The following is a 17,730-nucleotide window of genomic DNA, read 5'->3' as shown; positions in this document are numbered from 1 at the left end:
GCGCGAGACGCGACAGCGTGGCCGTGACGTAGCGTAACCAGAGCGCTCTGATCCTTCGATGGCGCAATCCTATTGCGCATATCCCGCAAAGGTGACAACTTTCCCTCACAGGCCGCGCCAGACGGCTTATCGAGGAGAGGACGGATGAGGGTGAAAGCTACCCTGCTCGCCGGGATTTGCGCCGGCGCAATCGCATTTCCCGCGCAAGCCCAGACCGCAGACGAGACTGACGACAGGCCGGTCACCGGCAACGAGATCGTCGTCACCGCCCAGCGGCAGGACCAGTCGCTGCAGGAAGTCCCGATCGCGGTCAGTGCCTTCACCGCCGAAGCGCTAGAAGCGCAGCAGATCGAAAACGCCAGCGACCTCCAGCTGACGCTGCCCAACGTCTCATTCACCAAGGGCAACTTCACGTCCGCCAGCTTCACCATCCGCGGGATCGGCGATCTGTGCGTCGGGGTCAGCTGCGACAGCGCCACTGCGATCCATACCAACGGCTCGCCGCTGTTCGGCACGCGCCTGTTCGAAACCGAATATTTCGATCTCGAACGGGTCGAAGTGCTGCGCGGCCCGCAAGGCACGCTGTTCGGGCGCAACGCCACCTCGGGCGTGGTCAACGTCATCACCGCCAAACCCGTGCTCAGTGAATTTCAGGCTGCGGCCGATTTCGAGTACGGCAATTACGATTCGATCAAGGCCAAGGGGATGGTCAACATCCCGCTCGGCGAAACGTTCGGGGCGAGGCTCGCGGGTTTCTACCTGAAGCGGGACGGCTATACCGAGAACCTCTTCGACGGCAGCCGGATCGACGGCCGCGACATGTACGCCGTCCGTGGCTCGCTTCGGTGGGAACCGGGCCCCGACACGACCATCGATGTGATGGGCTATTATTTCCGCGAGGATGACGACCGCCTGCGCATCCAGAAGCAGCTGTGTCAGCGCGATCCGACGGGGGTGCTGGGCTGCCTCGCCAATCGGCTGGACTTCGATTCGACCAATCAGAATTCGACGGTCGCATCCGTTCTGACATCGGCGGAATTGTATCGCATTCAGGGGCTGCCGGCCGGGTTCGGGCTCGGCTCTATCTATGGTCCGGACGGGCTCGCGGGATTCGACAATCCCAACGATGTGCGCGTCGTCAGTACGCCGTTCACACCGGAATATTATGCCGACGAACTGCAGTTCCAGGGCAAGCTTTCGCAGAATATCGGCAACATCAACCTGCAGCTCACCGGCATCTATCAAGAGACGACAGTCGATTCGCGACAGGATTACAACCTCGCGGTGGGCAGCCGGGCGGGGTATGCGCCGGCGCTCAATCAGTTGGCGTTCTTTGCCGCCAATCCGGTGGTGTTCCCCGGCTCGCAGGCCTATTTTGCGCCAATCGCGCAGGCCCTGATCCCGCAGGGACCGAACGGGCCGCTTTGCACATCCGAAACCAACCTCGACAATCGCGGGGCGTATGAAGGGCAGTCGATCTGCTCGAACGTGCCGCTAGCTTTCGATCGCTCCTATGAGGAGCGGAAATCCTGGTCGGTCGAAGGGATTGTCTCGACCGATTTCGACGGGCCGCTCAACTTCCTGGTGGGGGCGATCTACGCCAATTCGCGGGTGGCTGAGAACAGCTACTACGTGAATGCGTTTGGGCTGGACTACGCTGCCGGTATCCTGGGCACGTTCAGCGCGCTGGGTAACCGCGTGAACGGCGTGCCAGTTCCGCTGCCCCCATCCTATCTCGCGACATCGTTCTACCGCAACAACACGCAGGACTTCTCGCTCGACAGCCTGGGCATCTTCGGTGAGGTCTATTTCGACCTCTCCGACCGGCTGAAGTTCACGGCGGGCTTGCGCTACAACAAAGACGAGAAGGAGATCACTGCGCGCACGACGCTGGCGAGCTTCCTTAATCCGTTCTCCAACGACAATCCTTTTTCGTCGCCCTATGTCGGCGCGTTCGACGCGGATCCGGGGACGCCGGGTAATCAGCTGTCGCAGACCCGCGCCGTCTCGTTCGACGAGATTACCGGGCGGGCGGTGCTCGATTACCAGATCACCAACAACAACCTTGTCTATGCGTCCTATTCGCGGGGTTACAAATCGGGCGGGATCAATCCACCGCTGTCACCGATCTTCGCCGTTGCGGAGAGCTTCGGTTCGGAAAGCATCGACGCGTTCGAAATCGGCACCAAGAACACCTTTGCCGGCGGCGCGCTGCAGCTGAACGCGACGGCGTTCTATTACAAATACAAGGATTTGCAGCTCAGCCGGATCGTTGCCCGCACCTCGGTCAACGATACGATCGACGCCAATATCTGGGGTGTCGAGCTGGAAGGCATTGTCCGGCCAGATCCGGCCTGGCTGATCAATTTGTCGTTCAGCTACCTCCATGCTCGCGTGGCCGGCGACCAGTTCTTCTCCAACCCGCGCGATCCGGGGGGTGGCGATCCCAATGCGGTGATCATCAAGGACATCTCGAACGGGGCACATTGCGCGGTTACGGGCGCGGTCGCGGGTGGGGCCAATGCGTTCGTCAACGCGATCAACCCGGCACTTGGCCTGCGCGGAACGACCGCCTTTCCAGCCGATAGCGGGATCGCCTCGCGCGGGGCGTTCAGCATCTGCTCGGCGCTGACCGCACAGGCGGCGGCAGTGGGCGCGGCGTTTGGCGGCATCCGCGTGCTAAGCCCCGGCGTTGAGGTCAATCTGCGGGGCAACCATCTGCCGCAGGCCCCAGAGATGAAGGCCTCGGCGGGGGTGCAATACACGGCCGAATTTGCCGGCGGGATGACGCTGGTGCCGCGTTTCGACATCGCGATGACGGGCCCGCAATATGGCAACGTCTTCAACGGCCGGGTCAACCGGATCGAACCCTTCGTGCAGGCCAATGCCCAGATCTAGCTCAATGGGCCGGATGACCGATGGTATGTCCGCGCCTTCGTGCAGAATATCTTCGACTCGGATTCGGTCACGGGCCTCTATTTGACCGACGCCTCTTCGGGGAATTTCACCAATATCTTCACGCTCGACCCGCGTCGGTACGGGATCGGGGTGGGCGTGCGGTTCTGAGCGCCGCATTGTGCCAACGCAGCCGGGCCTCAGGGCCCGGCTTTTTGTGGCCCTTGGCTGGCCCTGAAACTCGGCTATGAAGCACCGCACGCGCCTGTAGTTCAACTGGATAGAGCACGAGCCTTCTAAGCTTGGAGTTGCAGGTTCGAGTCCTGCCAGGCGCGCCAAATTCCCTAAATCAGCCGCGGCGCAGGTCGGCGATCCGTTCGCGCGTCACCGGGTAGCCGGCATTATCGGGGATCGCCAACCATCGCTCGGCACCTTCATCGACGAAGTGAGGCGTAATGGCCTGGATCGGGGTGCAGGCCGCCTGAGCGCAGGCCGCGGCGAAATCGCCAAACAGCGCAAGGCGTTCGAGATTGCGGCGCGTGGGGAAGATGATGCTGATCTCGCCCCGATCGGCCAGTTCGAGCGCGCCTGCCGCACTGGTCCAGAACAGGTGCGTGTTCTCGGTCTCGTCCACCGCGATTTCGACCGCGCCGGTGCCGAGATCGGCGAGGTAAAAGCGGGTGTCGAAGATCCGGTGATGCTGCATCCCCAGCGGCAGCCAGCGCGCAAACGGAATGAGCGCGCCAAGATCGAGCTGCCAGTCGAATCGGTCGAGCACCGGCGCAAGCTCACCCTGTGAAAGCAGCAGCGCGCGTGCTGCACGCGCTTCCTCGGCCGATACATTCGTAGCGAGGCCGACCACCAGCCCGGCTTCTTCCAGTGTTTCGCGGATCGCCGCCACGCGTGCGGCGCTCTCATCCCGATCAAGCTCGGGCGCGAGGCGATGGCCCAACGCATAATCTGCCGGATCGACCCGGCCGCCGGGGAATACTGCCGCACCGCCGGCGAAAACCATGCTTTGTGCGCGTTCCACCATCAGCAGTTCGGGCGGACCGCCATCGGCCGCGCGGCGGAAGATGACTAGCGTTGCCGCAGGGATCGGCTGTTCCGCGCCAGTCACGCGGCGCACCTGTCGGATTTCCTGACAAAGCGCGTGCGGGGGCAAATCCTGTTAACCATTACATTCCGCCAATTCCGCCGTCTTGTGCCAATTGGCACGCGGGCTGCATCCGCTGCGATACCCTGAAGTCTTCCAAGCGAGGCGGGATCACGGTCTCGATCCCGCCTCCCCGGAAGAACCCTCAATCCGCCCTGGCGACCTGCCGCTCGGTGAGCAATTCCTGCAATTCGCCGGCTTCGAACATCTCGGTCATGATGTCACTGCCGCCCAGGAACTCGCCTTTCACATAGAGCTGCGGGATGGTCGGCCAGTCCGAATAGGCCTTGATCCCCTGGCGGATTTCCATGTCCTGCAGCACGTCCACGCCTTCATAGGCGACGCCGCAATGTTCGAGGATGGCCACCGCGCGGCTGGAAAAGCCGCATTGCGGGAACAGCGGCGTGCCCTTCATGAACAGCACGACATCATTGCCGTTGACGATCTGGTCGATGCGCTGGCGAGTGTCGGGCGAGTCGGCAAAGTCGGACATGGGCATACCCCTTGAGGATGAAACGGTGGATCAGCCCGAAGTGGGGGCCGCAGTGGTCAGTTGCAAGGCGTGGAGCACGCCGCCCATTCGCCCGCCGAGCGCGTCATAGACGAGCTTGTGCTGCGCCACGCGGGTCAGGCCGGCAAAGGCCGCGCTGACCACGCGCGCGGCATAATGTTCGCCGTCGCCCGCAAGATCGGTGATCGTCACCTCCGCATCGGGCAGCGCGGCGCGGATCATGCCGGCAATCTCGTCAGCCGTCATCGCCATGATCGGGCCGCCCTCAGCTTTCGGCCATCAATTGGCGGCGAGCCTCGATGTGCTTTTCTTCCAGCGCGGCACGGATTTCGGCCTCGTCGGCTTCGCAACCGGCCTGGGTCAGATCGCCCAGCAGCTTGCGGATCACGTCTTCATCGCCGGCTTCCTCGAAATCGGCCTGCACGACTGCCTTGGCATAGGCGTCGGTTTCCTCCGCCGTCAGTCCCATGCGCTGCGCCGCCCACTGGCCGAGCAACCGGTTGCGGCGGGCCATGATCTTGAACGCGTTTTCCTGGTCGAAGGCGAACTTGGCTTCTTCGCCCTTCTGGCGGTCGTTGAAATCGGTCATTTTCGTCCTCGTGATGTGATGCGGCGGTGGCCGGAGCGATAGTGGCTGGACCGGGCGGGGGCAAGGGTCCGGGTGACACACAAGCCCCCTCCCGAATAACCTGACCTTGGCGATTATCTGTTACGGCTCAATGACTTGGCGGACATCCTGTCAGTTCGGCTGTGACCTTTCGAGCCTTGGTTGTCACCCGGCCTGCGCCTGCACTGCGAAGGAAGAATAGTCGCTCGCGCCTTTGTAGGACAGGCGGGCGCGCCTACATCGTCACCACCAACTTGCCGATGGCGCCCCGGCTTTCGAGCTTGGCGATTGCCTCGTGCGCGCGCTCGAGCGGATAGGTCTCACTGATCAGCGGGGCGATCTTGCCCGCCTGCCACAAATCGAACAGTTCCTGGATATTGGCCGCATTGCGCGCCGGTTCGCGCGCGGCGAAGGCGCCCCAGAACACGCCGCGAATGTCGCAGCTTTTGAGCAGCGTCAGGTTGAGCGGCATCTTGGCAATCCCGGCAGGAAACCCGATGACCAGGAAGCGGCCCTCCCACGCGATCGCCCGCAGCGCGGGTTCGGAATAATCGCCGCCAACAACGTCATAGACGATGTCCGCGCCTTGCGGCCCGACCGCCGCCTTGAACGCATCGGCCAGCGCCTTGGACGCATCCTTGTCGAACGGCGCGCGAGGATAGATGACAATCTCGTCCGCCCCCGCTTTGCGCGCGGCGGCGGCTTTCTCTTCGCTCGAGACGGCGGCAATCACCCGCGCGCCATAGGCCTTGGCCAATTCGACGCCCGACAGGCCGACCCCGCCCGCCGCGCCCAGCACCAGCACGGTATCGCCAGACTTGATCTGGCCGCGATCCTTCAGCGCGTGGATGGTGGTGCCATAGGTCATCAGCAGGGCCGAGGCCTCGGTCAGGCCGACGGCTTCTGGTACGCGGAACAGCTTGTCCGCCGGAACGGCGATCTTTTCGCGCAGACCCCCTGCGCCGACTCCGGCGAGTACCCGGTCACCCACCTGCCAGCCCGTGACCCCGTCGCCCAGCGCAGCGATGGTCCCCGCGATCTCACCACCCGGCGAGAACGGGCGCGGCGGCTTGAACTGGTAGAGGTCGCGGATGATCAGCGTGTCGGGAAAATTGATCGCGCAGGCGGCGACATCGACCACCACCTCGCCCGCGCCCGCCACCGGATCGGCAATTTCTTCCACGACCAGCGTTTCCGGACCACCCGTTTCCTTGCTCAGCAATGCTCTCACGCCGCTCTCTCCGTTCCCTGTGCCAGCCACGGCATCTGTGCCGCCTGGCGCTGTTCATAAGCCCCGATCGCTTCGGCCGAAGCCAGCGTCAGGCCGATTTCATCAAGCCCTTCCAGCAGGCAGTGTTTGCGGAACGGATCGATGGCGAAGGTGAAGCGATCCTGGAAGGGCGTGGTGACGGTCTGCTCGGCCAGATCGATATACACCGGATCGGTCGCCGCCACCGCCAGCAGCCGGTCAACCTGATCTTGCGGCAGTTCCACCGCGAGGATACCGTTCTTGAACGCATTGCCGCTAAAGATGTCGGAAAAGCTTGGCGCGATCACCGCGCGCACCCCCATGTCGAGCAGCGCCCAGGCGGCGTGTTCTCGGCTCGATCCGCAGCCGAAATTGTCACCCGCGATCAGGATCGGCGCGCCGGCATAGGCCGGATCGTCGAATACATTGCCCGGTTCGGCCCGCACGCTTTCGAATGCACCGCGCCCCAGCCCCTCGCGGCTGGTGGTCTTGAGCCAGTGGGCGGGAATGATGACATCGGTATCGACATTCTTGCGCCCGAACGGAATCGCGCGGCCGGCTATGGTCGAAACCGGCTGCATCAATCGGTTTCCGGCTTCTCGCCCGAAGGGATGGGCGGCAATTGCTGCGGCTCGTTCTTCGGCTTGCGCTTGCTGGCATACATTACGGCAGCGGCGATTGCCGCCGAACCGATCGCGGCACCCGCGGCGATGGCTGCCTTGGAAATCTTGTCGCTCATGCTGCGAGCATGGGCACCGCGCGCCAGCAGCGCAAGGGGTCAGGCAAGGAAATCGGCTAGTCGCGCCCAAAGCCGCTGTTTGTCGGCCAGGGGTATGGCGGCATAAGCGGGCGAGGAGGAGGGCAGGTCGAGCAGGGTGAAGCCTGTCCCGCCAAGCTGGCGGCGGCCGATTGCGCTGGCCTTGCGCCCGTTGAAGGCGACGGCGCGCAGTTGCGGCAGGCGCGCGACAAGATCGGGCAAAGGTGCTGCTTCCTCGTCGCGGATCGCAGCATCGAGGCTGCCCGCGCGCCGGGCCGAGGCGATCGTATCCCACACACCGATCCCGGCCGCCTCAAGCGCGGCCAGCCGCTCGGGATAGGGCAGGTCGGCTAGATCGCGGCCGATCACGCTTCCGACCAGGTGCCAGAACAGGTTGCGCGGATGGGCGTAATATTCCCCCGCCGCGAGCGATGCCTCGCCCGGCAGGCTGCCGAGGATAAGGACGCGCGTGCCCGGCCCGGCATGGGGCGCGAAGGCGTGGCGGCGCATCGGCTCAGCCCGTCAATTCCCGCACGTCGGTCAGCCGGCCGGTTACCGCGGCCGCGGCGGCCATGGCGGGCGACATCAGATGCGTGCGCGCGCCCGGTCCCTGGCGGCCGACGAAATTGCGGTTGCTAGTGCTGGCGCAGCGCTCGCCCGGCGGGACCTTGTCGGGGTTCATGGCAAGGCAGGCCGAACAGCCCGGCTCGCGCCATTCGAAGCCCGCCGCGGTGAAGATCGCGTCGAGCCCTTCGGCTTCGGCCTGCGCCTTGACCAGCCCCGAACCGGGCACGGCGATCGCCCAGCGCACATTGGCCGCCTTGTGCCGCCCGCGCAGGATCGCAGCGGCGGCGCGGAAATCCTCGATCCGGCTGTTGGTGCAACTGCCGATGAAGACATTCTCGACCGGGATCGCGGCCAGCGGGGTGCCGGGGGCGAGGCCCATGTAATCGAGGCTCTTGCGGGCGGCCTCCTGCTTGGCCGGGTCGGCAAAGCGCGCCGGGTCGGGGACGGTGCCGGTGATCGGGGCGACGTCTTCCGGGCTCGTGCCCCAGGTAACGGTCGGCTCGACCGTAGCGGCGTCGATCCGGACAACAGCGTCAAATTGCGCGCCGCGATCGCTCGCCAGCGTGCGCCACCAGGCCATCGCCCGGTCCCACTCGTCGCCCTGCGGCGCGTAGGGCCGGCCCTTGAGCCAGGCGAACACCGTCTCGTCGGGCGCGATCAGCCCGGCCCGCGCGCCGGCCTCGATGCTCATATTGCAGACCGTCAGGCGGCCTTCGACGCTCATCGCCTCGAACACGGGGCCGCGAAATTCGATTACATGGCCCGTGCCGCCCGCCGTGCCGAGCACGCCGATGATGTGCAGCACCAGATCCTTGGGCGTGACGCCGGGGCCGAGCGCGCCCGCCACCTCGACCGCCATGGTGCGCGAGGGGCGCAATTGCAGCGTCTGCGTGGCCAGCACATGCTCGACCTCGCTGGTGCCGATCCCGAAGGCGAGCGCGCCGATGCCGCCATGCGCGGAGGTATGCGAATCGCCGCAGACGATCGTCGCGCCCGGCAGCGAGAATCCCTGTTCTGGGCCGACCACATGAACGATCCCCTGCTCGCGCGCGGTGGCCGGGATGTAGCGGATGCCGAAGTCTGCCGTGTTCTGCTCCAGCGCGGCCAACTGCGCGGCGCTTTCGGCATCGGCAATCGGCAGCAGGCGCCCGGCCGCATCGAGGCGCGGGGTGGTCGGAAGATTATGGTCGGGAACGGCGAGCGTCAGATCGGGGCGGCGGACAGGGCGGCCAGCCGCGCGCAAGCCGTCAAACGCCTGCGGGCTGGTCACCTCGTGGATCAGGTGCCGGTCGATATAGAGGATCGCGGTGCCATCGGGCCGGCTCTCCACCAGATGGGCATCCCAGATCTTCTCGTAAAGTGTGCGCGGGCGGCTGGCCATGGGTTGCTGCTATCGCCGGGCGGGGCGGGCTGGCAAGCCGGGCCGGGCACACTTAATCGCTTGTCACGGAAAGGTAAGCTTTGCATAGGATACTGACAATCATGTCAGCAGTCGCGCCCCACCTTCATCCGATCAGCATCGTGCCCGAAGATATCGACTTCATGGGCCACGTGAACAACGCCCGTTATCTGGGCTGGGTGCAGGATGCCGTGCTGGGCCACTGGAACGCCTTTGCCCCGGCCGAAGCGGTCGCCAGCCGGCTGTGGGTCGCGTTGAAGCACGAGATCACTTACCGCAAGCCCGCCTTCCTCGACGATGAGGTGATCGCCCGCACGGTGCTCGAAAGCACCAAGGGCGCGCGGGCGTTCTATCGCACGATCATCGAGCGCGGCGGCGAGGTGCTGGCCGAAGTCAATTCGAGCTGGTGCTGCGTCGATGCCGCCACGCATCGCCCGGCGCGCATCGGCGAGGATATTGCCCGCTTTTTCTTCCATCGCGACTGAACACGGGCGGCACCGAGCTACGTCGCGCTATTCGTTACGCGTGGCGATCCAGCCGCCAGCGACGACAAGAATGGCGATGGAAATGAAATAATAGGGTTCACCCAGGAAATACCAGGTGAACACCGCGCCGGCCGCCATGGCCAGGATTGCAAGCGTCTTGGCCTTGCGACTTATCGCGCGGCGTTCCTGCCAGTCGCGCACTTGCGGCCCCCAATGCGGATGGTCGAGGATGCGCTGCTCCCATTCGGGATTGGACCGGGCGAAGCAATAGACCGCAACCAGCAGGAACGGCACGGTCGGCATGATCGGCAGCACCACGCCGACAAGCCCGAGACCGAGCGCCAAGAGCCCGCCGGCAAGATAAAGCTGGCGCTTCATCCGCCATCGCCGGCTGAAATGCGCCGGGCGTGGTCCTGCACCAGCGCAATCATGTTGGGCAGCCCCTGCGTCCGATTGGACGAAAGCTGGTTCTTGAGGTCGAACGGGGCCAGCAATTCGGCAATGTCGAGCGCGGCGATGTCTGCCGCCGGTTTGTCCTGCACCGCAGCCACCACCAGCGCGACGATTCCCTTGGTGATCGCCGCGTTGCTGTCGGCCAGGTAGTGGAGCTTGCCGGCATCGCCGGTCGGATAGACCCATACCTGTGCCGAACAGCCGCGCACCAGCGTCGCGTCGGTCTTGAGCGCGTCGGGCATGGCTTCGAGCTCGCGGCCCAGCTCGATCAGCAGGCGATAGCGTTCGTCCGGATCGAGGAAGTCATATTCCTCGGCGATATCGGCAAGCGGGCGCATGGCGGGTCGTCTAACAGATTGAACCGGCAGCGATAGGGTCAGAGATCGACGCCGCTGGCGATGGCTTCGAGCTTGCGGACCCGTTCGCGCAGATCGGCCAGTTCGATCCGCGCGCCGGCGGGCGTGGTCGGCTCACGCGGGGAGGGCACAGCGCCGCGTTCCAGCTCCTCGCGCTTCAGCGCCACCCAATCGCGCCAGCCTTGCAGCGCGGCCAGCGCGACGATGGCGAGGCCGACGATGCAAGTGGCGGCGATGATCATCAGCGGGTCCATGGGCGGCCTCCGGTCCAGAACGCGGCGGCTCAGGGCCGTTCGCGCAATTCCTCGATCTCGTGGCTCAGCCGGCGCGCTTCGCGATCTTCGGTGGCGATCCGTTCGAGCACCTTGACCCGCTCGCGTAGTTCAGCGAGCTCGCGTTGCGCGGCCTCGTCAACCTGCGCGGCGGGGCGTTCGAGCCGTTCATTGCCGCTCCAGTCCGTCACGATACCCTGCCGCGCCTTGTAGGCTTCGACCGCCGCCCAGATGGCGACGATGATGACCATCGCTGTCCAGAAGCTCATTGGCGTGCTCCTTCGCTGATCCGCAATTGTTCGATCTCGGCGCCCAGACGGTAGCCGCCATCGGTGACGATCCGCTCGACATTGGCGAGCCGGTCCTTGACCGAGCCCAGTTCGGCCCGCAGTTCGGCATTCTCCTGCGTCAGCAGGGTGACGCGGCTTTGCGCGTCGCTGGTCATGCCCGGCTTGAGCGATTGGCCCCACATCCCTTCGAGCGGGTAGCCATTCTTGATCTTCAGCCTGGTCGTGTGGACCGAGGCGATGATCCCGGCGGCGCCCAGCGTAAAGGCGCCGGCGATGATATAGCCCAGATAGGGGATGATTTCCGAAAGCTCCATCACACCCGCTCCTTGCTCGCAAAGTCGAGCGCGACGCCCGCATTATCATCTACGCGGCGCTGATCGCGCAGCGCCTCGATCTGCGTCGCCACATCATAGCCCTTGTCGGTGACGATCCGTTCGAGGACGCGGACCCGGTCCTCCAGCGCGGTGATCTGGCTGGCATATTGTGCCGCTCGCTCCGCGGTCTGTTCGGCAGTCACATTGACCGTGGCCTTTGCAATCCGTTCCTTGTGCTTGGTCCAGATCGCGAAGAACGGGATCATCAGCGCGAGGATCGGGATCGACAGCGCCATTACACCTTCCATGATAAAACCCCCTTGTAAGTGGTTGATCCGGCGCTCAGCGCAGCCGGTCGATTTCGGCCGACAGGCGCGGATTGCTGGTCACGTAATAGGTTTCGACCTCGGCCAGGCGGCGGTCGATGTCGCGGAACCGGGCGCGGATTTCACGCGCCGCGCGCTGCGGGCTTTGCCGCACGCCCTGCCAGTAATTGCGTTCGCTGGTGTCGATATAGAGATGCTCGGGCTTCTTGTTGAGCAGAATGCCGGCGAGGAAATAGAACGGGATGGTCGCCCCGCCCGACGCCATGGTGAGGAACACCGTGCCCAGCCGCACCCACAGCGCGTTGACCCCGGTATAATCGGCAATCCCGGCGCAGACGCCCATCAGCTTCGCATTCTGCTTGTCGCGGTAAAGCGTGGTGTGCTGCGTGCGGGTCATGCGCGGGTTCCCTTCTTCTCGGCGAGCAGGCGATCGAGCTCGCGCAGCTTCTGGTTGTCGATCTCATGGTCGTGGACGAGGCGGGCAGGGCGGAATTCGGGATTGTCGCTGGCGACGAGCCGTTCGACCGTTTCCATCCGCTCGTCCAGCCGGCGAGCGAGGTGGTAGAGCTCGTCGAGCAGTACCTCGTCGTCCTGCGTGATGGTGGCGGCGGTCTTCCAACGCGTGATATAGTGCATGATCAGCCACGGCAGGCCGATGGCCACACCCAGCACGCCAATGACTTCAAAGCCGTCCATCGTTCAGCCCTCCTGTTTGTCTGCATCGCCCTTGCCGAGCGCGCGTTTCATTTCCGCGAGTTCATCGTCGATCGCATCGGCGCCTTCGAGCGCGGCGATCTCGTCAGCCAGGCTCGGCGTGCCGGTGCGGCCATCGGCGATGCTCATCGCATCGGCGCGGCCTTCGGCGTAATCGACCCGCCGTTCGAGCTGGTCGAACCGGCTCAGTGCCTCGTCCACCCGCTCGGTTGAGAGCAGCGTGCGCAGCTTGACGCGGTTCTCCGCGCTTTCGAGCCGCGCCGCAATGGCGGTCTGCCGGCTGCGCGCTTCCCGCAGGCGCACTTGCAGCTTCTCGATATCCTGCTCGTAGGCGCGCAGCGCATCGTCCAGCACGGCGATTTCCTGCTTGAGCTGGTCGGCCATGTCGCCGGCCTTCTTTTTCTCGACCAGCGCCGCGCGGGCGAGATCCTCGCGATCCTTGCTCAGCGCCAGTTGCGCCTTGTCGGCCCAGTCGGCCTGCAGCTTGTCAAGCTTGACCGTGTGGCGGTGCATTTCCTTCTGGTCGGCAATTGTCCGCGCGGCGCTGGCGCGGACTTCGACCAGCGTTTCCTCCATCTCGAGGATGATCATCCGGATCATTTTCGCCGGATCGTCAGCCTTGTCGAGCAGCTCGTTGAAATTGGCCGCGAAAATGTCGCGTGCGCGGTTGAAAATGCCCATGAAGGCGGCTCCGGTGTTGAAGGTGTCGAAAGCGGGATCGGGGCGCCCCTGAGTGGGCGTCGGGCTGCGGCGCAGCCGTTCGACCTCGGCGTCCAGCCGCGAGGCCGGGCGCCGTTCAGGGGTCAGCCGATGGTCGAAATCGTCGGGCGCGCTCATGCCAACTCCACGATCAGCGCGCCCTGCGACGCCGGCGCGGCGTGGGCAGGTTCGGCCGCGATCTGCGCGCTCAGCACCACAAACAGGAACATCGCCGCAGTGCTGGCCATGGCAGCCTGTCCCAGACGGATTTGGCGGAATTGACGGTCAAACATTGTCACCCTCCAGATTGGATGTTCACCTATCAGCAAGGGGCGTGCCAATTTCACGATACGGATAAAATGAAAATTGGGCGGGGCGGATATTGCCAAGCTCTGGTGAAAATCGCTAATATTCGGTCGATGGAGCGGGAAACTCAGTTTATCGGCCAATCGGGCGCGTTTCTCGATGCGGTCGAGCGGGCCAGCCGCGCGGCGCCGCTCTCGCGCCCGGTGCTTGTGATCGGCGAGCGCGGGACAGGCAAGGAACTGATCGCCGAACGCCTGCATCGCTTGTCCTCGCGGTGGGACGAACCGCTCGTCACCATGAACTGCGCCGCGCTGCCTGAAAGCCTGATCGAGGCCGAACTGTTCGGCCACGAGGCCGGCGCCTTCACCGGCGCTACCAGAGCGCGCGCGGGAAGGTTCGAGGAAGCCGACAAGGGGACGCTGTTCCTCGACGAACTGGCGACGCTGTCGATGGGGGCGCAGGAGCGGCTGCTGCGCGCGGTCGAATATGGCGAGGTGACGCGGATCGGTGCCTCGCGCCCGCTGCGGGTGGATGTGCGGATCGTCGCCGCCACCAACGAGGATCTGCCGCGCCTGGCCGATCAGGGCAGGTTTCGCGCCGACCTGCTCGACCGGCTGAGCTTCGAGGTCATCACCCTGCCGCCGTTGCGCGTGCGCGAAGGGGATGTCGGCGTGCTGGCCGAATATTTTGGACGGCGGATGGCGGCGGAATTGCGCTGGGACGGCTGGCCGGGTTTCGCCGGCCATGTCCAGTCGCAGCTGGAGGACTATGCCTGGCCGGGCAATGTCCGCGAATTGCGCAATGTCATCGAACGCGCGGTCTATCGCTGGGGCAGTTGGGACGAGCCGGTCGGCCACGTCCAGTTCGACCCGTTCGACAGCCCGTGGAAACCAGCCGAACCCGCCACGCGCAAACCGGCCGAGAGCGAGGGTGCAGCGCCCGGCACGGCCGCAACTGCACCCGCGTTCGACCAGATCGACGATCTGCGCAGCGCGGTCGATGCGCATGAGCGCGCCATTCTCGAACATGCGCTGGGGCGACATCGCTGGAACCAGCGCCAGACCGCCAAGGCGCTCGGCCTCAGCTACGATCAGCTACGCCACGCGATCCGCAAGCACGGGCTGATGGAGCAGGCGGGGGATTAGACCTGTCGGCGCTTGCCATTGCCGGCCAACCGGCCTAGAGGGGCGCCAATCCCGACATTGTCGCGACAATCGAGGGCTGGCGCCGCAAGGGGCCGGCGCCGACCCCGCTTGCAGGAACCTGATGACCGATATTGCCCGCCTGACTGCCCTGATCGAACCCGAAGCCGCCGCGCTCGGGCTGGAACTGGTGCGGGTCAAGATGATGCCGTCGGAGGCGGGTGACGGGGCGCAGGCGTTGCAGGTGATGGCGGAAGATCCCGCCACCGGCCAGCTGGTGATCGACCAGTGTGCCGAACTGTCGCGCCGCATTTCCGACCGGATCGATCCGCTGGAAGAAGCGGGCGAGGAACTGGTCGAAGGCCCCTATCACCTCGAGGTCAGCAGCCCCGGCATCGACCGGCCGCTGACCCGGCCCAAGGATTACGCCAACTGGGCCGGCCACGAAGCGCGCATCGTCCGCGACCGGGGCGCCGAAGGGCAGCGGGTGCTGAAGGGTGTGCTGCAAGGCATTGCCGGCGATCAGGTGACGATCGAGGATCGCAAGGCCGGCACCGTCACCCTGCCGCTGGCCGATATTCATACGGCGCAGCTCGTCCTCACCGACGCGCTGATCGCCGCCACCCGCCCGCTCGACATGAGCGGCGCGGACGAGATTGTAGAGCTCAACGAAGAAGAGAAGGCTGACGACTGATGGCCAGTGCAATTTCCGCCAACAAGGCCGAGCTGCTCGCGATTGCGAACTCGGTCGCTTCGGAAAAGATGATCGACAAGGCGATCGTCATCGAAGCGATGGAAGAGGCGATCCAGAAGAGCGCGCGCAACCGCTATGGCGCGGAAAACGACATTCGCGCCAAGCTCGACCCGATGACCGGCGATCTGCGTCTGTGGCGCGTGGTCGAGGTGGTCGAAGAGGTCGAGGATTACTTCAAGCAGGTCGATCTGGCGCAAGGCGAGAAATTGCAGCCGGGCGCCAAGGTGGGCGATTATATCGTCGATCCGCTGCCGCCGGTCGATCTGGGCCGCATCGACGCGCAGAGCGCCAAGCAGGTGATCTTCCAGAAGGTCCGCGATGCCGAACGCGAGCGCCAGTTCGAGGAATTCAAGGACCGCGCCGGCGAAGTCATCACCGGCGTCATCAAGTCGGTGGAATTCGGCCATGTGATCGTCAATCTCGGTCGCGCGGAAGGGGTCATCCGCCGCGACCAGCAGATCCCGCGCGAAGCGGCCCGCGTGGGCGAGCGCGTGCGCGCGCTGATTACCAAGGTCGAACGCAACAATCGCGGCCCGCAAATCCTGCTCAGCCGCGCGCACCCCGATTTCATGAAGAGCCTGTTCGCGCAGGAAGTCCCCGAAATCTATGACAACATCATCGAGATCAAGGCCGCCGCGCGCGATCCGGGCAGCCGTGCCAAGATCGGCGTGATCAGCCGCGATTCGAGCATCGACCCGGTCGGCGCCTGCGTCGGCATGAAAGGCAGCCGCGTGCAGGCGGTGGTGCAGGAACTTCAGGGCGAAAAGATCGACATCATCCCGTGGAGCGAGGACACCGCGACTTTCGTGGTCAACGCGCTGCAGCCGGCCACGGTCAGCCGCGTCGTGCTCGACGAGGAAGAAGGCCGCATCGAGGTGGTCGTGCCCGACGACCAGCTCAGCCTGGCGATTGGCCGGCGCGGGCAGAATGTCCGCCTCGCCAGCCAACTCACCGGCCACCAGATCGACATCATGACCGATGAGGAGGCAAGCACCAAGCGGCAGAAGGAATTCGCCGAGCGCTCGAAGATGTTCGAGGAAGAGCTCGACGTTGACGAAACGCTCTCGCAGCTGCTGGTCGCCGAAGGCTTCGCCGAGCTCGAAGAAGTCGCTTATGTCGAGATCGAGGAACTGGCCGCGATCGAAGGATTCGACGAGGAACTGGCCGAAGAACTGCAAAGCCGCGCGGCCGAAGCGATCGAACGCCACGAGGAAGCCGCCCGCGTCCAGCGCCGCGAACTGGGCGTCGAGGACGATCTGGCCGAATTGCCGCACCTGACCGAAGCGATGCTGGTGGTGCTCGGCAAGGCGGGCATCAAGACGCTCGACGATTTGGCCGATCTCGCCACCGACGAATTGATCGCCAAGAAGCGCGAGGCGCCCCGTCGCCGCAACCCCGAAGCCGGGCCGCAGCTGAAGCGCGCTGCGCCGCAGCGCGAGCAGGACAAGGGCGGCGTGCTGGGCGAATTCGGCCTTAGCGAAGAGCAGGGCAACGAGATCATCATGGCCGCCCGCGCGCACTGGTTCGACGACGAACCCGACCAACAGGAGGCCGCCGATGCGGACTCCGAACAATGAGCCGCTAGGTTCCGAGACAGACCGGGCCCACCCCCAACCCCTCCCGCCTGCGGGAGCGGAGCAGGGAGCCGACGCGCACCCCCTCCCGCCTGCAGGAGGGGAGCGAGACCTGCTGAGCGCAAGCGAAGCTGGTCGCAGCGGGGTGGGCAAACACGCAGCCGCCCCGGAACGGGGTCGCAGCGGGGTGGGCAAACACGCAGCCGCCCCGGAACGCCGCTGCATCCTGACAGGTGAACACGGCGCGCGCGGGCGTCTGCTGCGGCTGGCCATTTCGCCCGACGGGCTGGTGCTGCCCGATCCGCTGGCCCGCGCGCCGGGGCGCGGGGCGTGGATTGGCGTCAACCGCGCCGACCTCGAAGCCGCGATGGCCAAAGGCCGCTTGAAGGGCGCTCTGGCCCGCGCCTTCAAGGGTGCGGCGCTGACCATCCCCGACGATCTGCCCCAGCGCATCGAACAGGCGCTGGCCCGCACGCTGCTCGACCGGCTGGGTATGGAAATGCGCGCCGGGAAGGTGCTGCTCGGCTCCGACCGGATAGCCGAGCACGCGCGCGGCGGGGCGGTGGCGTTGCTGCTCCACGCCGCCGATGCCAGCACCGATGGCGCACGCAAGCTCGATCAGGCGTGGCGCGTGGGCAACGAACGCGAAGGCACCGGTGATAGCGGCATCAGCTTGCCACTGGACCGCACCGCTCTGTCTGTGGCATTGGGCCGCGAGAACGTCGTCCATCTGGCGCTGAGCGATCCGCGGGCTGCAGCCCGCGTGCGCCAACATGTAGAGCGCCTGTTGCATTTCCTCGAAGGTCCGCCGGACCTTGGCGGTGGTGGCACGGGCCATGCCCGGCAGGGCGCGCGCGCTGCCGGCGGGCAGCGCCGGACGACGAACCGAGATTGAAGGACGATA

At 65.3% G+C, this 17,730-nt stretch carries 23 protein-coding genes, 1 tRNA gene and 1 pseudogene; 7 read left to right on the top strand and 18 right to left on the bottom strand.

Annotation, left to right across the window (positions count from 1 at the left end; all coding sequences use genetic code 11):
* Positions 1–144: 144 nt before the first annotated feature.
* Positions 145–3,066, top strand: a pseudogene (locus tag ILT46_RS00585) (TonB-dependent receptor).
* Positions 3,067–3,156: 90 nt separating this feature from the next.
* Positions 3,157–3,233 (top strand) — tRNA-Arg (locus tag ILT46_RS00580).
* Between the two features lie 11 nt (positions 3,234–3,244).
* On the opposite strand, the gene ILT46_RS00575 is transcribed toward ILT46_RS00580, so the two are convergent.
* The 9 genes from ILT46_RS00575 to leuC all read right to left on the bottom strand — a co-directional run bounded on the left by ILT46_RS00575 (position 3,245) and on the right by leuC (position 9,123).
* Positions 3,245–4,015, bottom strand: coding sequence for an NUDIX hydrolase (locus ILT46_RS00575; RefSeq protein ID WP_370592269.1), 771 nt, complete (start codon positions 4,013–4,015; stop codon positions 3,245–3,247).
* 181 nt (positions 4,016–4,196) lie between these two features.
* Positions 4,197–4,544, bottom strand: a complete 348-nt coding sequence (grxD, locus tag ILT46_RS00570; RefSeq protein ID WP_199502692.1) for a Grx4 family monothiol glutaredoxin — start codon at positions 4,542–4,544, stop codon at positions 4,197–4,199.
* Positions 4,545–4,574: 30 nt separating this feature from the next.
* Positions 4,575–4,814, bottom strand: coding sequence for a BolA family protein (locus ILT46_RS00565; RefSeq protein WP_199502691.1), 240 nt, complete (start codon positions 4,812–4,814; stop codon positions 4,575–4,577).
* 13 nt (positions 4,815–4,827) lie between these two features.
* Positions 4,828–5,151 carry a DUF1476 domain-containing protein gene (locus ILT46_RS00560; protein ID WP_199502690.1) on the bottom strand — a complete coding sequence of 108 codons (324 nt, stop codon included), beginning with the start codon at positions 5,149–5,151 and terminating at the stop codon, positions 4,828–4,830.
* A gap of 253 nt (positions 5,152–5,404) precedes the next feature.
* Positions 5,405–6,400 carry an NADPH:quinone oxidoreductase family protein gene (locus ILT46_RS00555; protein WP_199502689.1) on the bottom strand — a complete coding sequence of 332 codons (996 nt, stop codon included), beginning with the start codon at positions 6,398–6,400 and terminating at the stop codon, positions 5,405–5,407.
* A complete protein-coding gene (gene leuD, locus ILT46_RS00550) occupies positions 6,397–6,999 on the bottom strand; it encodes a 3-isopropylmalate dehydratase small subunit (protein ID WP_199502688.1) in 603 nt (200 codons plus the stop codon). Before leuD ends, ILT46_RS00555 begins: the two co-directional genes overlap by 4 nt.
* On the bottom strand, positions 6,999–7,157 hold the full coding sequence (locus ILT46_RS00545; RefSeq protein WP_199502687.1) for an isopropylmalate isomerase: 159 nt from the start codon (positions 7,155–7,157) through the stop codon (positions 6,999–7,001). The genes leuD and ILT46_RS00545 overlap by 1 nt, the downstream gene beginning before the upstream one ends.
* Before the next feature lie 39 nt (positions 7,158–7,196).
* A complete protein-coding gene (locus ILT46_RS00540) occupies positions 7,197–7,685 on the bottom strand; it encodes a DNA-deoxyinosine glycosylase (RefSeq protein WP_199502686.1) in 489 nt (162 codons plus the stop codon).
* 4 nt (positions 7,686–7,689) lie between these two features.
* Positions 7,690–9,123, bottom strand: a complete 1,434-nt coding sequence (gene leuC, locus ILT46_RS00535; protein ID WP_199502685.1) for a 3-isopropylmalate dehydratase large subunit — start codon at positions 9,121–9,123, stop codon at positions 7,690–7,692.
* 101 nt (positions 9,124–9,224) lie between these two features.
* On the opposite strand from leuC, the gene ILT46_RS00530 reads away from it, so the two are divergent.
* Positions 9,225–9,626: an acyl-CoA thioesterase gene (locus ILT46_RS00530; RefSeq protein ID WP_199502684.1), complete on the top strand. Its 402-nt coding sequence runs from the start codon at positions 9,225–9,227 to the stop codon at positions 9,624–9,626.
* A 27-nt stretch (positions 9,627–9,653) separates the two neighbouring features.
* Here the strand turns inward: ILT46_RS00530 and ILT46_RS00525 are convergent, their stop codons facing one another.
* From ILT46_RS00525 to pspA, 9 genes are read right to left on the bottom strand one after another with little or no spacing between them, the layout of a single operon-like run.
* On the bottom strand, positions 9,654–10,004 hold the full coding sequence (locus tag ILT46_RS00525) for a YbaN family protein (protein WP_199502683.1): 351 nt from the start codon (positions 10,002–10,004) through the stop codon (positions 9,654–9,656).
* Positions 10,001–10,417 carry a SufE family protein gene (locus tag ILT46_RS00520; protein ID WP_199502682.1) on the bottom strand — a complete coding sequence of 139 codons (417 nt, stop codon included), beginning with the start codon at positions 10,415–10,417 and terminating at the stop codon, positions 10,001–10,003. Before ILT46_RS00520 ends, ILT46_RS00525 begins: the two co-directional genes overlap by 4 nt.
* A gap of 38 nt (positions 10,418–10,455) precedes the next feature.
* Positions 10,456–10,689, bottom strand: a complete 234-nt coding sequence (locus ILT46_RS00515; protein ID WP_199502681.1) for a hypothetical protein — start codon at positions 10,687–10,689, stop codon at positions 10,456–10,458.
* Positions 10,690–10,718: 29 nt separating this feature from the next.
* Entirely contained in the window at positions 10,719–10,976 is a 258-nt protein-coding gene (locus ILT46_RS00510; RefSeq protein ID WP_199502680.1) for a hypothetical protein, read from the bottom strand.
* Positions 10,973–11,311 (bottom strand): hypothetical protein, encoded by a 339-nt coding sequence (locus ILT46_RS00505; RefSeq protein WP_199502679.1) that lies wholly within the window; start codon positions 11,309–11,311, stop codon positions 10,973–10,975. The genes ILT46_RS00510 and ILT46_RS00505 overlap by 4 nt, the downstream gene beginning before the upstream one ends.
* Positions 11,311–11,619: a hypothetical protein gene (locus ILT46_RS00500; RefSeq protein ID WP_199502678.1), complete on the bottom strand. Its 309-nt coding sequence runs from the start codon at positions 11,617–11,619 to the stop codon at positions 11,311–11,313. Before ILT46_RS00500 ends, ILT46_RS00505 begins: the two co-directional genes overlap by 1 nt.
* A 34-nt stretch (positions 11,620–11,653) precedes the next feature.
* Complete coding sequence (pspC, locus tag ILT46_RS00495) at positions 11,654–12,034, bottom strand: envelope stress response membrane protein PspC (RefSeq protein WP_199502677.1); 381 nt, start codon at positions 12,032–12,034, stop codon at positions 11,654–11,656.
* Positions 12,031–12,333, bottom strand: a complete 303-nt coding sequence (gene pspB, locus ILT46_RS00490) for an envelope stress response membrane protein PspB (protein ID WP_199502676.1) — start codon at positions 12,331–12,333, stop codon at positions 12,031–12,033. Before pspB ends, pspC begins: the two co-directional genes overlap by 4 nt.
* Before the next feature lie 3 nt (positions 12,334–12,336).
* Positions 12,337–13,188 carry a phage shock protein PspA gene (pspA, locus tag ILT46_RS00485; protein WP_199502675.1) on the bottom strand — a complete coding sequence of 284 codons (852 nt, stop codon included), beginning with the start codon at positions 13,186–13,188 and terminating at the stop codon, positions 12,337–12,339.
* Between the two features lie 281 nt (positions 13,189–13,469).
* Here pspA and pspF point away from each other — a divergent pair, with 281 nt between their 5' ends.
* The 4 genes from pspF (at position 13,470) to ILT46_RS00465 (ending at position 17,721) form a co-directional block, all read left to right on the top strand.
* Positions 13,470–14,501 carry a phage shock protein operon transcriptional activator gene (gene pspF / locus ILT46_RS00480; RefSeq protein ID WP_199502674.1) on the top strand — a complete coding sequence of 344 codons (1,032 nt, stop codon included), beginning with the start codon at positions 13,470–13,472 and terminating at the stop codon, positions 14,499–14,501.
* Between the two features lie 121 nt (positions 14,502–14,622).
* Positions 14,623–15,192 carry a ribosome maturation protein RimP gene (gene rimP / locus ILT46_RS00475; protein ID WP_199502673.1) on the top strand — a complete coding sequence of 190 codons (570 nt, stop codon included), beginning with the start codon at positions 14,623–14,625 and terminating at the stop codon, positions 15,190–15,192.
* Positions 15,192–16,829, top strand: coding sequence for a transcription termination factor NusA (nusA, locus tag ILT46_RS00470; RefSeq protein WP_199502672.1), 1,638 nt, complete (start codon positions 15,192–15,194; stop codon positions 16,827–16,829). Before rimP ends, nusA begins: the two co-directional genes overlap by 1 nt.
* Positions 16,830–17,013: 184 nt before the next feature.
* Positions 17,014–17,721, top strand: a complete 708-nt coding sequence (locus tag ILT46_RS00465; RefSeq protein WP_370592268.1) for a DUF448 domain-containing protein — start codon at positions 17,014–17,016, stop codon at positions 17,719–17,721.
* Positions 17,722–17,730: the final 9 nt, after the last annotated feature.

The sequence above is a fragment of the Qipengyuania sp. YIM B01966 genome (assembly GCF_016461955.1).
Classification (GTDB): Bacteria; Pseudomonadota; Alphaproteobacteria; order Sphingomonadales; family Sphingomonadaceae; genus QFOP01.
This window is presented reverse-complemented; position numbering and strand designations above follow the sequence as displayed.